Origin of the sequence: Bacteroides sp. 41_26 (assembly GCF_949740115.1) — a bacterium.
GTDB classification, from domain to species: domain Bacteria; phylum Bacteroidota; class Bacteroidia; order Bacteroidales; family Bacteroidaceae; genus Bacteroides; species Bacteroides nordii.
Genome location: NZ_CATJGZ010000079.1, coordinates 156,524 through 171,145 on the forward strand (window position 1 = coordinate 156,524; position 14,622 = coordinate 171,145).

A 14,622-nucleotide genomic window follows, 5' to 3' on the forward strand; every position below is an offset into this window, starting at 1 on the left:
TTTAGGTTAAATAAAAAAATCCTGCCCTGGTACCTTAGGCTTTTGATAGAAACAACAACTTCTTTTATAAAAGGTTCGCAAAGGTGAATGTTAAAATGTTAAAGTATGGGCCGACTTTTTTGTTAGAGGGGCTATCTTTGTACGAAATTAAAAACTGAATACATATGAGACCGTTACCCCGCTGCTACGCAGCACTTTTGGCTTTCTTACTTTTTGTCCTGTCCACCCATTTATCGGCACAGACAGAGTTACAAAGAAAAGTAGAAAACATAACTTCCGTGGATAGTGTGAAGCCATTGGAAACTACTGAATTTGTTGAAAAATATGTTGCGTATTTCTCACAACCACTGGATCATCGTCGTCCCGAAAAAGGTTCGTTCGATCAACGCGTCATTGTGGCACATGTCGGGTTTGATCGTCCAACGGTGATTGTTACCGAAGGTTATGGTGCTGCTTATGCGTTGCGTCCGGGGTATCGTGAGGAGTTATCACGGCTGTTCAATGCCAATATGATATTTGTGGAACACCGCTATTTTCTGGAGTCTACCCCGCAACCCCGGGACTGGAAATATCTGACTGCTGAGAACTCTGCAGAAGATTTGCATGCAGTGACTACTGCTTTTAAAACGTTGTATCCAGGGAAGTGGATAAGTACCGGTATCAGCAAAGGAGGACAGACATCTTTATTATATCGTGCATTCTTCCCCGATGATGTAGACGTTTCGGTACCCTATGTCGCTCCGCTTTGTTATGGGGTGGAAGACGGAAGGCATGAACCGTTTTTACGGCAGGTATCTACGGCAGAAGAGAGAAAGGTGATAGAAGACTTCCAGTTGGAAGTGTTGAAACGTAAAAGTACGTTACTGCCTCGTTTTGAGAAGTATTGTGCTGAAAAGAAATATGTATTCCGTGCACCGTTGGAGGAGATTTATGATTATTGTGTGCTCGAATATTCCTTTGCGTTGTGGCAGTGGGGAACAGAAGTGAGTACTATTCCTTCCGTAACGGCTACGGACGATGAGGTATTCCGGCATTTCCTGGAGATCAGTGAACCTTCTTATTTCATAAAGGACAGTCCTAACGTATCCTTCTTTGTGCAGGCTGCACGTGAATTGGGCTATTATGGCTATGATATAAAGCCGTTTGAGAAATATCTTTCTATCAAAAGCAGTAAGAACTATCTGCACCGGTTGATGCTTCCGGAGGAATTGGGAGACATGAAATTTGATAAGCGGCTGGGACGGAAGATTGTGAAGTTCTTGAAGCAGAATGATCCGAAGATGATATTTATTTATGGTCAGAATGACCCATGGACGGCAGCCGGTGTCACCTGGCTGAAAGGGAAAAAGAATATCCATGTATTTGTGCAGCCCGGGGGAAGCCACCTGGCACGTATCAGTACATTACCCGAAGCGATGAGGGTTCGGGCGATGGCGCAGATAGAGGAGGGGATTAGTGAGTAGTGATTAGCGGTTTAGTGATTAGTGATTAGTGGGCTGCGCTTATTTAGTTGACAGTTGACAGTTGACTATGCAGAATGATAGCGCAGCCTACTAATCACTACTCACTAATCACTACTCACTATTCACTAATCACTCCCCTCAGCCTCTCCGGCACCTCTACCTTTTCAAGGTTGAGTTCTTTCAGCCGTTCTTTCCCTTCCGGGGTCAGGCTGAAATACATTTGCCTTTTGTCAGTCTTTCCTAAGGCTCTTTTTATCAATCCCTTCTCTTCCACTGCTCTGATAACTTTGGATGTGTGTGAAGCAGCCATACCTGTACGGGCAGAGAGGGCAGTAGAAGTCATTTCTTCCTTTACCTCCTGCAAGGCACATAGTATCATCGCTTCATTGAGCGACAGGTCATATTCTTTCTCAAATTGCGCTTCAAACTCCGCCAGAGCTTTATAAAGATCGCGCATCATGCATATTGTTTTCATACTCTTATGTTCTTACTTATATAAACAAGTTGACGTTAGCATTGTCTGCACGCTCCATGTAGGTGGCTACGCCGCCAATTGTAACTTCATCCAGCAATTCTTCTTTCTTCACGCCCATTACATCCATTGACATCTGGCAGGCAATAAACTCCACACCATTTTCCAATGCCTGACGACGAAGAGATTCCAGCGAGTCGATACCTTTACTGTGCATAATGTAGCGCATCATTTTGCCGCCTATACCACCCATGCTCATTTTAGACAATTTCAGCTTCAGGGAACTCGAAGGCAGCATCATGCCAAACATCTTTCCGAAGATATCTTTTTCTACTTTAGGCTTGCTGAGACGCTTGATAACATTCAGTCCCCAGAAAGTGAAGAATATAGTTACCTTCTGTCCTGTTGCTGCCGCACCGTTCGCCAGTACAAAGGTAGCCAATGCCTTGTCAAGATCGTCACTGAACATGATAAATGTTTTCCCTTTACCTTCACAGGATGTCACCATGCTACAAGCTTTGGGCTCTTCTTTCTCGATAACGATGATTGATTTTCCGGCAGCACTCTCTTTGGATATCAGCTTGTTTCCGGTGGAGTTGCACCAGGCGGCTGCATCGCGGGCAAAGCCGGGATCAGTGGAGGTTACTTGTACCCGCTCGCCCGGTACAAGCGTATCCATTGTCTTTTTCATTTTCAGAATAGGACCGGGGCATTGCATACCACAGGCATCTACCTGAACGGTGCGCGAAGGAGCGGCGGGCTCTTCCTGAATGGACACGGGTGTTGCACTCTCTTCCATACTGGCAGGAGTATCACACCCCTCATTCCTGATAATCGGGGCAGTGGCCGCCTTGTATATTTTCAATCCGCCGGACAGATTGCGGACTTTATCGTATCCGTGTTGAACGAGTATACGATAGGCAAGATAGCCTCTCAGCCCTACAGCGCAGAACACATAGACCGGCTTATCTTTGGGTATTTCATCCATGCGGTCGCGTATCTCGTCCAGTGGGATGTTGATAGCTCCCGGCAATGAACCCAGAGAGAATTCATCTGGTGTACGTACATCCAGCAGAAACTCATGTTCCAGGCGAATGTCACGCAGGTCACGCCAGTAAACCGGTTTCACGGTTCCTGTCAGGATATCTTCTGCAACGTAACCGGCAATGGCTACCGGGTCTTTGGCGGATGAGAAAGGAGGAGCATAGGCCTGTTCCAGTTTCATCAGGTCGTAGATGGTGCCTTGATGCTTGATGACCAGGGCAAATTCATCGATGCGTTTGTCCACTCCGTCATAACCCACAATCTGTGCACCGTATAGTTTTCCTGTTTCCTTATCGAATGTAATCTTAATACTCATCTGCGTAGCGTCCGGATAATAACTTGCATGCGAAGACGAGTGGGTAGTAGAGGAAGCATAAGCTATTTCAGCTTGCCTCAACCGTTTGCCCGGTAAGCCGGTAGTGGCTACGGTCAGATCGAAAACTTTGGCGATAGAAGTGCCGATAGCACCCTCATAACTGATTTTGGCTCCTAATATATTGTCAGCAACAATGCGTCCCTGTCTGTTGGCAGGACCGGCGAGATAGTTCAACCAGGGTTTCCCGGTTATCGGGTGGCGATATTCAATGGCATCTCCGATCGCATAAATCGATTCGTCCGAAGTTTGCAAGTAGTCATTGACCGAGATACCTCCGGCTTCTCCGATAGTCAGTCCGGCAGCACGTGCCAGCGTTGTTTCCGGGCGTACCCCGATGGAGAGTATTACAATATCTGCGGGTATGGACTGTCCGTCTTTGAAAACAACCTTTATCTCTCTGCCTGCCTTCTCAAAAGAAGCTACTGCCTGTTCCAGATACAAGTTTACCCCTTTATCCATCAGGTGTTGATGTACGAGTGATGCCATAGAGAAGTCTATGGGAGTCATCACCTGGTTGGCCATTTCTACAATAGATACTTTGGCTCCCAGTGCATGCAGGTTTTCTGCCATTTCCAGTCCGATGAATCCGGCACCGATTACTACGGCTCTCCGGGGAGCATGCTGGTTGGCATACTCTTTTATCCGGTCCGTATCTTTCACATTGCGTAGCGTGAAAATTCCCTCAGAGTCAATGCCCGGCAATGGAGGTTTAACGGGAGTAGCTCCGGTAGAGATTAATAGTTTGTCGTAACTCTCTTCGTACGTGTCTTCACTACTGAGGCGCACGGTTACGGTCTTTCTTTTCCGGTCAATGAAAATGACCTCGTTCTCTGTACGTACGTCTACACGAAAACGTACGGAAAAAGCCTCCGGGGTTTGCACAAAGAGTTTCTCCCGTTCGGCGATTACCCCTCCTATATAATAGGGTAGTCCACAGTTGGCATAGGATATGTACTTTCCTTTTTCAAGGAGAATAATCTCTGCTGTCTCGTCCATTCTTCTGATTCGGGCAGCAGTGGTTGCTCCTCCTGCTACGCCTCCGATGATAATAATCTTCATGTTTCTTTTTCTTGTAAATAGTTTCCTTTGGAAATAATAACGCAAAAGAAATAGATAAAGTTCACCGATGGTTGGAAAAAAAGTCTATTTTGCGTATCCGGGAGCGAATAATGCATCATTGAGGGCTTGTAGGGCTTTCTGTTTATCAACAGCTTTCACTACTACAGATACATCGTTGTTGGTACTGCCGTATGAAATCATACGCAATGGAATATCTTTCAGGGCTTCCATGATTCGTGCTTCAAACCCGGTGAACTGCCATTTCATATTACCTACGACAGAAACAATCGACATGTGATCTTCCAGGTACGCTGTGGCATACGCTGACAGTTCACGAATGATGTGCGTGAGAGTCTCATTGCGGTCGGTGGCGATGGAAATAGCGGTATTGGAGGAAGTGAGCAGACAGAGCGGAGTTCTGTATTTGGCAAAAGTGCTGAATACTTTGCTGATGAACAGATACGGGCGCAGCAGGTTGTTTGATTCGAATTTGATATGAAAAACAGAGTCTTTGGCGGCAATGGCTTTAATGATATTATCGTCTTGTGCTTTTGATATAAGCGTGCCTTCTGCCTGTGGCTCCATGGCGTTGAGAAGACGTACCGGTATATTCTTCTCCCGGGCCGGAGCGATACAAAAAGGATGGAGTATTTTTGCTCCGAAATAAGCCAGGCGTTCTGCTTCTTCAAAACTCAGTTTCTTCACAGGCGTGGTGTTTTTTATGATGCGCGGGTCGTTGTTGTGCATGCCGTCAATGTCTGTCCATATCTGAATTTCTTCGGCGTTGATAGCTGCCCCGATAAGCGAAGCGGTATAGTCACTGCCACCTCGTTTCAGGTTATCCGTCTCATTATAAGCATTCTTGCAGATAAATCCCTGGGTGATGAAGAGTGAAATACCCTTATTATGCTGTAGTGCCTCTTGCAAATGCTGGCTGATATATTCAAGATCGGGTTCTCCTTCAGGTCCCGTACGCATAAAGTCGAAGGCAGAAAGGAGTACATTGTGCCGCTTCTGCTCTTTGAGGTAGAAACTCATCAGTGCAGTGCTGATAAGTTCGCCTTGTGCTACAATTTCTTTCTCGTCGGCAGAGGTGAATGTATCCCGGATAGACTTCCAGAGTCTGCGGAATCGGTCCAGGATATAATCTATGGCTTCCTGCTTGATGCAATCATCCTCCAACAGTTCGTTGGCGAAATCTATAAACTTGAATTCAAGTCTGGTTATTTCGTCGTGTGCTTCGTCTATTTCGCGGTTGAATAGGTGGGAAGCTATCTCTTCCAGATGGTTGGTTGTACCGGCGGTTGCCGATAGTACAACGATCTTAGGGTCATTATCGCTGATCAGGTTGGCCACATTTTTCATTCTCTCTACAGAACCGATAGAGGTTCCACCAAATTTACAGACTTTCATTGTTTTTGTTTTTAAGTGATTGTATTATTAGTTATACGTTTGGGAAGTACCATTTCATTTCAGTTCGTTTTTATCAAAATGAAAGGGGAGCGGAAGGTTCCGGTTTCGGGAGTTATATCCTCCAAATGCCTTTACAAGTGCTTCGGAGCTATTTGTAAGCCTTTCTCCACTCTGCTTCTCACATATAAAAATCAAATGGCATACCAAAATCTTTGGCAGTCTGTTGAAAAGCTGTATATTTGCGCACCCTGTTTTTACCGCTCTTATGAAATCATGAGTAAGATTCTTATTATCGATGATGAAACCCAGATTCGTAGCCTGTTGGCGCGAATGATGGAATTAGAAGGTTATGAAGTGTGCCAGGCCGGAGACTGCAAATCGGCTTTAAAGCAACTGGAACTTCACTCCCCCGATGTAGCTTTGTGTGATGTATTTCTTCCCGATGGGAATGGTGTGGACTTGGTAGTAGCTATTAAAAAGGCGGCTCCCAATACGGAGGTAATCCTGTTGACTGCTCATGGAAATATCCCGGATGGCGTACAGGCCATCAAAAATGGGGCATTTGATTATATCACCAAAGGAGATGATAACAATAAGATTATCCCTCTTATCAGCAGGGCTGTGGAGAAAGCACGCATGAATGTTCGCCTTGAAAAACTGGAAAAGAAGGTGGGACAGATGTACTCCTTCGAGTCTATTCTGGGTGAATCGAAACCGTTGAAAGAGGCTGTACAGTTGGCCCGGAAGGTTTCTGTGACTGATGTGCCGGTATTGTTGACCGGAGAAACAGGAACAGGCAAAGAAGTTTTTGCACAAGCTATACATTATAACAGTAAGCGGGGCAAGCAGAACTTCGTGGCCGTCAATTGTTCTTCGTTCAGCAAAGACTTGCTGGAAAGTGAAATGTTTGGTCATAGGGCCGGATCATTCACCGGGGCATTGAAAGATAAGAAGGGGCTTTTTGAAGAGGCAAACAACGGAACTATTTTTTTGGATGAAATGGGGGAGATGGCTTTTGAATTACAGGCCAAGTTACTCCGTATTCTCGAAACCGGCGAATATATAAAGATTGGTGATACGAAACCCACCCGGGTGAATGTCCGGATCATTGCTGCCACTAACCGGAATTTACCGGAGGAAATTGCTGCCGGACGTTTTCGGGAAGATTTATTCTATCGTCTTTCGGTTTTCCAGGTACACTTGCCATCCCTTCGCGAAAGAGCGGGAGATATCAGGATTCTTGCTGAGGCTTTTGTGCGTAGTTTCTCCGAAAAGCTCTCCCATCCGGTGACCGGGATGTCTCCGGCATATCTTGCAGCACTCTGCCAGCAAATGTGGAAGGGAAATATACGCGAATTGCGTAACGTGATAGAGCGTAGCCTCATTGTATGCGATGGAGAGTGCCTGGAGGTATGCGACCTTCCGCTGGAAATACAGAATTGTCATTATGAGCAGTCTGACGAGGCTGTACCGGGGAGTTTTGAATTATCTGCCATGGAGCGCAGGCATATTGCCCGTGTGTTGGAGTATACCAAAGGGAACAAAACAGAAGCGGCGCGTCTGCTTAAAATAGGACTTACCACGTTGTATCGTAAAATCGAGGAATATAAACTATAATAGTGTGGCAATATGCTAATGTGCCAATAGGACTGCGTTGGCATGGCATATTACTCTCACCTTCCTTCGTGTGTTTACTCACCGGGATACTTTCCTTATCTCGTAGAAGAGTGTTGTTTTTCTCACCGGAGAACGTTGTTTTACATGTACATGTATCGCAGCACGACATGCACATGTGGAGCAGCACGACATGCACATGTCGTACAGCTTTACATGTACATGTAAAACAACGCTCCTCTACGAGCTTCGATAGGTTTGTCTACGACATCCCTGACGAACCCTTTAATGGAACAACGCTTTCCATTCTTTCAAAACAGTGCAATCCTTTTCAAAATGGAAGGGTAGCGCTGTTTCTTCTTTTAAATGCTTTGTGATGTAATCTGTTGATACTTATTGTTTTATTACTTTCTTTCCGCTTTTGGCACGCAATTGGCACACAGTAAATCAGGTAAAAATAATTAGTAACAATTAAAACAAGGTAAAAACATGGGAATTACAGTATCATTTATTTTCTGCCTCTTGAGCGGCTTTGCCTGCTTCTGGCTCTTTTGGAAATGTGTGGATTGGTTTGAGAAGATTTAAAGAAAGGGAGAATTAGATTTATGTATACAATACTATTTGTGATAGGTATCGCAATCTTCGGTTATCTGATGTACGTACTCATCAAACCGGAAAAATTTTAATGAAGCAATGAATACAGAAATTTTAGGTGTAGTTTTACAGGTGATCCTGATGGTGGTACTTGCCTATCCGTTAGGAAAGTACATCGCTAAGGTTTATAAAGGAGAGAAGACCTGGTCGGACTTCATGGCTCCTGTTGAGAGAATAATTTATAAAGTATGCGGCATCCGTCCGCAGGAAGAGATGAACTGGAAACAATTCCTCAAATCATTATTGATTCTGAATGCATTCTGGTTCTTTTGGGGAATGGTGCTTTTGATTTCTCAGGGGTGGCTTCCTTTAAATCCCGATGGGAACGGGCCGCAAACACCCGATCAGGCATTCAATACCTGTATTAGTTTTATGGTCAACTGCAACTTGCAGCACTATAGCGGCGAAAGCGGGCTGACTTACTTTACGCAGTTGTTCGTAATTATGCTCTTCCAGTTTATAACTGCTGCAACCGGTATGGCTGCTATGGCGGGTATGATGAAGGCGATGGCTGCTAAAACCACGAAAACAATTGGTAATTTCTGGCAACTGTTGGTAGTGAGTTGTACACGTATCCTGTTGCCGCTTTCATTGATTGTGGGCTTTATCCTTATCTTACAGGGTACGCCGATGGGATTTGACGGTAAGATGAAAGTAACCACGCTGGAAGGACAGGAGCAAATGGTTTCGCAAGGGCCTACGGCAGCTATCGTACCGATCAAACAACTGGGTACGAATGGGGGAGGGTATTTTGGAGTCAACTCTTCACATCCCCTGGAGAATCCTACTTTCCTGAGCAATGTGGTAGAATGCTGGTCTATCCTGATTATTCCTATGGCAATGGTCTTTGCCTTCGGATTCTACATTAAACGTAAGAAACTGGCATATAGCATATTTGGAGTTATGTTGGCAGCCTATCTGGTAGGAGTCTTTATCAACGTAAGCCAGGAAATGGGTGGTAATCCGCGTATCGACGAAATGGGAATTGCCCAGTCCGGTGGAGCTATGGAAGGAAAAGAAGTACGTATCGGCTCAGCCTCCGGTGCTCTGTGGAGCGTGACAACTACGGTGACTTCCAACGGATCGGTAAATAGTATGCACGACTCTACTATGCCGCTTAGTGGGTTGATCGAGATGCTGAACATGCAGATAAACACTTGGTTTGGTGGTGTTGGTGTGGGATGGATGAACTATTACACCTTTATCATAATAGCCGTATTTATCAGCGGATTAATGGTGGGACGTACACCGGAATTTCTGGGAAAGAAGGTAGAGGCCCGTGAAATGAAAATAGCTACCATTGTGGCACTACTCCATCCGTTTGTGATTCTTGTTGGTACAGCTCTGTCCAGCTATCTATATGCACATCATCCGGATTTTGTGGCGAGTGAAGGAGGCTGGCTCAATAACCCCAGTTTCCATGGGCTGAGCGAACAGCTTTATGAGTTTACCTCTTCGGCTGCCAACAACGGTTCCGGTTTTGAAGGCTTGGGTGATAATACTTATTTCTGGAACTATTCCTGCGGTATTGTACTTATTCTCAGTCGCTTCATCCCTATCATCGGGCAAGTAGCTATTGCAGGTTTGCTGGCTCAGAAGAAGTTTATCCCCGAGAGCGCCGGCACATTGAAAACAGATACAGCAACTTTCGGCGTCATGACGTTTGCAGTTATTTTTATCGTCGCTGCTTTGTCATTCTTCCCGGTACACGCCTTGAGTACGATTGCTGAACATTTTAGTCTATAAGTAAAGAGTATGAAAAAGAATAAATCGGCTTCTTTATTTCAAAAGGAGCAAGTCATAGAGAGTTTAAAGCAATCATTCGTGAAGTTGAATCCACGAACGATGATGATGAATCCGATTATGTTTACAGTGGAGATAGTAACGGTTATTATGCTGGTGGTTACCATCCTCTCCCTAAACAGAGATCATTACGGTTCATTCGGATACAATCTGCTGGTATTCGTTATTCTGTTTGCCACTTTGCTGTTTGCCAATTTTGCCGAGGCCATTGCCGAAGCACGGGGCAAAGCACAGGCAGATAGTTTGCGTAAGACGCGCGAAGAGACTCCTGCAAAATTGATGACAGGTGATAAACTTCAGACCGTGAGCAGTTCAAAGCTAAAGAAAGGAGATATCTTTGTTTGTGAAGCCGGAGATACGATTCCTGCCGACGGTGAGATAATTGAAGGATTAGCTTCCATCGACGAGAGCGCTATAACGGGAGAGTCAGCACCCGTTATCAGAGAAGCCGGAGGAGACAAAAGCTCGGTGACGGGCGGAACGAAGGTACTCTCGGATAACATTAAAGTATTGGTGACTCAGCAACCGGGTGAGAGTTTTCTTGATAAGATGATTGCCCTCGTAGAAGGTGCCAGCCGAAAGAAAACGCCGAATGAAATTGCCCTGACTATCTTGCTGGCAGGTTTTACGCTGGTATTCGTGATTGTTTGTATCACGCTGATTCCTTTTGCCGATTATACTAACATTGATCATCCGGGTACAACCATTTCTATTGCTGCCATTCTTTCACTGTTTGTCTGCCTCATTCCGACCACTATCGGAGGATTACTTTCTGCCATTGGCATTGCCGGTATGGACCGTGCGTTGCGTGCCAACGTAATTACTAAATCCGGTAAAGCCGTTGAGACAGCCGGAGACATTGATACGCTGCTATTGGATAAAACAGGTACGATAACCATTGGTAACCGTAAAGCGACCAAATTCCATACGGCACCGGGAGTAGACGAACGTAGTTTTGTAGAAGCCTGCCTGCTGGCCTCTCTGTCCGATGAAACTCCCGAAGGTAAATCGATTGTAGAATTGGGACGTGAGTCGGGGATGCGAATGCGGAACCTGAACACAACCGGCGCGCGCATGATTAAGTTTACTGCCGAAACGAAATGTTCGGGCGTTGATCTGTCCGATGGTACCCAGATTCGCAAAGGGGCATTTGACGCTATCCGCCGGATTGCAGAAAAGGCCGGGAACACCTTTCCGAAGGAAGTGGAAGAGACTATTGCAGCTATTTCCGGCAATGGGGGTACACCGCTGGTGGTATGCGTCAATCAGCAGGTTACCGGGGTGATAGAGTTGCAGGACATCATCAAACCGGGCATTCAGGAGCGTTTTGAACGCCTGCGTAAGATGGGAGTGAAAACCGTTATGGTGACCGGAGATAATCCGCTGACTGCCAAATATATTGCAGAAAAGGCGGGAGTAGACGATTTCATAGCCGAAGCCAAACCGGAGGATAAAATGGAATACATCCGGAGAGAACAGGAAGCCGGCAAACTGGTGGCGATGATGGGCGACGGAACGAATGATGCTCCTGCACTGGCACAAGCCAATGTGGGCGTAGCAATGAATAGTGGCACACAGGCAGCCAAAGAAGCCGGTAATATGGTAGACCTTGACAATGATCCTACCAAGCTGATTGAGATTGTGGAGATCGGTAAACAGCTACTGATGACACGCGGTACACTGACCACATTCTCGATAGCCAACGACGTAGCCAAATACTTTGCAATTGTACCTGCTTTGTTTATGGTGGCTATCCCCGAGTTGGCAGCGCTCAATATCATGGGCTTGCATAGTCCGGAGAGTGCTATTCTGTCGGCTGTAATTTTCAATGCTATCATTATTCCGGTCCTGATTCCACTTGCTTTGAAGGGAGTACAGTACAAACCGATAGGTGCCAGTGCACTGCTTCGCCGTAATCTGCTGATATACGGATTGGGAGGGGTAATTGTACCTTTCATCGGGATTAAGTTGATCGATTTGGTAGTAAGTTTATTCTTTTAAATAATATGACGATGAAAACTTTATTGAAATCATTTAAAATAACGCTTGCGTTCTGCGTATTCTTTGCAGTGTTTTATGTCCTTATTCTTTGGCTTTTTGCACAGGTGGCAGGACCGAATAAAGGAAATGCCGAAGTGGCAACATTGGATGGTAAGGTGGTCGGTGCTGCCAATGTGGGGCAGAATTTCACAAAAGATATTTATTTCTGGGGTCGTCCTTCCTGTGCCGGAGATGGTTATGACGCTACGAGTTCTTCCGGTAGTAACAAAGGGCCTACGAATCCCGAATATCTGGCTGAACTGGAAGCCCGCATTGACACCTTCCTCGTTCATCATCCCTACCTGAACCGTAGTGAGGTTCCTGCCGAGATGGTAACTGCCAGTGGATCGGGACTCGATCCGGATATCACCCCTACTTGTGCTTATGTACAGGTGAAAAGAGTGGCACAGGCACGTGGGATGCATGAGGAACAGGTAAAAGAGATTGTCGACAAAACGATAGAAAAGCCCTTATTAGGACTTTTTGGAACAGAGAAAGTGAATGTATTGAAACTGAACATTGCTTTGGAAAAAGCAAAATAAACATTGTAGTATATGAAGGTTTTTAGTAAGAAAGTATTTTTAGGTTCATTGGTAGCTGTAGTTGGTTGCTTAATGGCAACCACCAACACACAAGCACAGGAATTTACCGTACAGGGCGACTTAGTCAGTTCATATGTATGGCGTGGAATGTATCAGACCGGAGCCAGTATCCAGCCAACCTTAGGCTTTACTATCGGTGGCTTTTCATTGACGGCCTGGGGATCAACCGATTTCGATGGTTGTCAGGCCTCAGAAGGAAAAGCGAATAAAGAAATAGACCTGACCGCTGCTTATGCTTTTGGAAGTACAGGACTGACCCTTTCAGTGGCAGACCTTTGGTGGCCCGGGCAAGGGACGGGTAATTATTTTAAATTCAAAAGCCATGAAACAGCACATCACTTTGAAGCAGGATTGGCTTATACGCTGCCGGTTGAAAAGTTTCCGCTTTCAATTGCCTGGTACACGATGTTTGCCGGACAGGATAAAAAGGAGAATGACCGGGGAGAAATGAAACAGAATTATTCCTCTTATATGGAACTCAACTGTCCGTTCAGTGTGAAGACAGTAGATCTGAATGTAACGTGTGGCATTGTTCCCTACACTGCTCCTCAGTATAATTGCAATGGTTTTGCAGTGACCAATATTGCTTTGAAAGGAACAACTGCCATCCGGTTTAGTGATCGGTTTTCCCTGCCGGTTTTTGCACAAGCCATCTGGAATCCACGTATGGAAGATGCCCATTTGGTTTTCGGCATTACTTTAAAACCCTAACTAAACTCTGGCATAACTAATTAGTATTTTGAGGATGTGTAAAAAGTAAAACTCGTTATTATTAAAACGCAAATTAACGCTGATTAACGCAAAGATTAAATTGAATCTGCGATAATTTGCGTTAATCTGCGTTGTTGAATTGCAGGTTGATAGCTTTTTTAGACTTTTGACACAGCTTTATGGGGTTGAAAAATAGATATATAGAAGTATGGATAGAGAAGAGAGTGTACAGCATTTCCTGGATCTGATAAAGAAGTCACGCCGGGGAAAATTTAAAGTCTATATCGGGATGATTGCCGGTGTAGGTAAGAGCTATCGTATGCTTCAGGAAGCACATGATTTACTCGATAACGGGGTAGATGTGCAGATAGGATACATCGAAACACATGGGCGTGCCGGGACAGAGGCACTCATAGAGGGCTTGCCGCTGATTCCGCGGCGGAAGATTTTTTATAAAGGGAAAGAACTGGAAGAGATGGACCTTGAAACCATCATCCGTATCCACCCGGAAATCGTGATTGTAGATGAGTTGGCACATACCAATGTTGAAGGTAGTTTGAACGAGAAACGTTGGCAGGATGTACTGACACTGCTTGATGAGGGCATTAATGTAATCTCTGCCATCAACATTCAGCATATCGAGAGTGTAAACGAAGAAGTGCAGGACATTTGCGGCATCGAAATAAAAGAGCGTGTTCCCGATAGTGTGTTACAAGAGGCAGATGAAGTGGTGAATATCGACCTTACCGCCGAGGAACTGATAACCCGTTTGAAAGCCGGAAAGATATATCGTCCGGATAAAATTCAGGTAGCTTTGAATAACTTCTTTAAAACGGAGAATATCCTTCAGTTACGCGAACTCGCTCTGAAAGAGGTAGCGTTGCGTGTAGAAAAAAAAGTAGAGAACGAAGTTGTAATGAGTATGGGTGTCCGGCATGAAAAGTTTATGGCTTGTATTAGCAGCCATGAAAAGACGCCCCGGCGTATTATCCGTAAAGCGGCCCGTCTGGCCACCCGTTACAATACCACCTTTGTTGCCCTTTATGTGCAGACGCCCCGTGAGAGTATGGACCGGATAGATCTTGCCAGCCAACGTCATTTATTAAATCATTTTAAATTGGTAGCTGAGTTGGGGGGAGAAGTTGTTCAGGTACAGTCGAAGGATGTACTTGGAAGCATTGTCCGGACGTGTCGTGAGAGGCAGATAACAACTATCTGTATGGGAAGCCCCCGCTTACGTGTCTCGAATGCCCTTTGTGCAGTGTTCGCCTATAAAAAGTTTTTGGCAAATCTGGCACAAGCAAACGTAGATTTGATTATACTTGCAGTGGAATGAGTTTGTAAGTAAACTAAAGAACTCACGAACTCACA

10 protein-coding genes and 2 pseudogenes are annotated in these 14,622 nt (G+C 45.3%); 8 read left to right on the forward strand and 4 right to left on the reverse strand.

Annotation, left to right across the window (positions count from 1 at the left end):
- The first annotated feature begins 164 nt into the window (after positions 1-164).
- Complete coding sequence (locus QX565_RS10950) at positions 165-1,463, forward strand: S28 family serine protease (RefSeq protein ID WP_289292775.1); 1,299 nt, start codon at positions 165-167, stop codon at positions 1,461-1,463.
- Between the two features lie 118 nt (positions 1,464-1,581).
- Here QX565_RS10950 and QX565_RS10955 read toward each other — a convergent pair whose 3' ends face one another.
- The 4 genes and pseudogenes from QX565_RS10955 to QX565_RS10965 all read right to left on the reverse strand — a co-directional run bounded on the left by QX565_RS10955 (position 1,582) and on the right by QX565_RS10965 (position 5,827).
- Positions 1,582-1,938, reverse strand: a complete 357-nt coding sequence (locus QX565_RS10955) for a MarR family winged helix-turn-helix transcriptional regulator (protein ID WP_289292776.1) — start codon at positions 1,936-1,938, stop codon at positions 1,582-1,584.
- 16 nt (positions 1,939-1,954) lie between these two features.
- Positions 1,955-2,677: pseudogene (locus tag QX565_RS20640) on the reverse strand (DsrE/DsrF/DrsH-like family protein); the annotation flags it as partial.
- 87 nt (positions 2,678-2,764) lie between these two features.
- Positions 2,765-4,414 (reverse strand): annotated as a pseudogene (locus tag QX565_RS10960) (FAD-dependent oxidoreductase); the annotation flags it as partial.
- Between the two features lie 84 nt (positions 4,415-4,498).
- Entirely contained in the window at positions 4,499-5,827 is a 1,329-nt protein-coding gene (locus QX565_RS10965; protein ID WP_289292778.1) for an aspartate kinase, read from the reverse strand.
- Between the two features lie 273 nt (positions 5,828-6,100).
- Between QX565_RS10965 and QX565_RS10970 the strand changes: the two genes are divergently transcribed.
- The 7 genes from QX565_RS10970 (at position 6,101) to QX565_RS10995 (ending at position 14,587) form a co-directional block, all read left to right on the forward strand.
- On the forward strand, positions 6,101-7,444 hold the full coding sequence (locus tag QX565_RS10970; RefSeq protein ID WP_221650343.1) for a sigma-54-dependent transcriptional regulator: 1,344 nt from the start codon (positions 6,101-6,103) through the stop codon (positions 7,442-7,444).
- A gap of 602 nt (positions 7,445-8,046) precedes the next feature.
- A complete protein-coding gene (kdpF, locus tag QX565_RS20595) occupies positions 8,047-8,127 on the forward strand; it encodes a K(+)-transporting ATPase subunit F (protein ID WP_081504715.1) in 81 nt (26 codons plus the stop codon).
- 7 nt (positions 8,128-8,134) lie between these two features.
- Positions 8,135-9,841 carry a potassium-transporting ATPase subunit KdpA gene (kdpA, locus tag QX565_RS10975; protein WP_221650320.1) on the forward strand — a complete coding sequence of 569 codons (1,707 nt, stop codon included), beginning with the start codon at positions 8,135-8,137 and terminating at the stop codon, positions 9,839-9,841.
- A 9-nt stretch (positions 9,842-9,850) separates the two neighbouring features.
- Complete coding sequence (gene kdpB, locus QX565_RS10980) at positions 9,851-11,899, forward strand: potassium-transporting ATPase subunit KdpB (protein WP_289292779.1); 2,049 nt, start codon at positions 9,851-9,853, stop codon at positions 11,897-11,899.
- An 11-nt stretch (positions 11,900-11,910) separates the two neighbouring features.
- Positions 11,911-12,480, forward strand: coding sequence for a K(+)-transporting ATPase subunit C (locus QX565_RS10985; RefSeq protein WP_025866807.1), 570 nt, complete (start codon positions 11,911-11,913; stop codon positions 12,478-12,480).
- Between the two features lie 12 nt (positions 12,481-12,492).
- Complete coding sequence (locus tag QX565_RS10990; RefSeq protein WP_414429678.1) at positions 12,493-13,251, forward strand: TorF family putative porin; 759 nt, start codon at positions 12,493-12,495, stop codon at positions 13,249-13,251.
- Positions 13,252-13,459: 208 nt separating this feature from the next.
- A complete protein-coding gene (locus tag QX565_RS10995; RefSeq protein WP_025866809.1) occupies positions 13,460-14,587 on the forward strand; it encodes a sensor protein KdpD in 1,128 nt (375 codons plus the stop codon).
- Positions 14,588-14,622 lie beyond the last annotated feature (35 nt).

What these genes read in the sequence shown, in the direction of transcription:
- QX565_RS10950 (WP_289292775.1), top strand. Translation starts at nt 165, where the DNA reads ATGAGACCGTTACCCCGCTGCTACGCAGCACTTTTGGCTTTCTTACTT.
- QX565_RS10955 (WP_289292776.1), bottom strand. Translation starts at nt 1,938, where the DNA reads ATGAAAACAATATGCATGATGCGCGATCTTTATAAAGCTCTGGCGGAG.
- QX565_RS10965 (WP_289292778.1), bottom strand. Translation starts at nt 5,827, where the DNA reads ATGAAAGTCTGTAAATTTGGTGGAACCTCTATCGGTTCTGTAGAGAGA.
- QX565_RS10970 (WP_221650343.1), top strand. Translation starts at nt 6,101, where the DNA reads ATGAGTAAGATTCTTATTATCGATGATGAAACCCAGATTCGTAGCCTG.
- kdpF (WP_081504715.1), top strand. Translation starts at nt 8,047, where the DNA reads ATGTATACAATACTATTTGTGATAGGTATCGCAATCTTCGGTTATCTG.
- kdpA (WP_221650320.1), top strand. Translation starts at nt 8,135, where the DNA reads ATGAATACAGAAATTTTAGGTGTAGTTTTACAGGTGATCCTGATGGTG.
- kdpB (WP_289292779.1), top strand. Translation starts at nt 9,851, where the DNA reads ATGAAAAAGAATAAATCGGCTTCTTTATTTCAAAAGGAGCAAGTCATA.
- QX565_RS10985 (WP_025866807.1), top strand. Translation starts at nt 11,911, where the DNA reads ATGAAAACTTTATTGAAATCATTTAAAATAACGCTTGCGTTCTGCGTA.
- QX565_RS10990 (WP_414429678.1), top strand. Translation starts at nt 12,493, where the DNA reads ATGAAGGTTTTTAGTAAGAAAGTATTTTTAGGTTCATTGGTAGCTGTA.
- QX565_RS10995 (WP_025866809.1), top strand. Translation starts at nt 13,460, where the DNA reads ATGGATAGAGAAGAGAGTGTACAGCATTTCCTGGATCTGATAAAGAAG.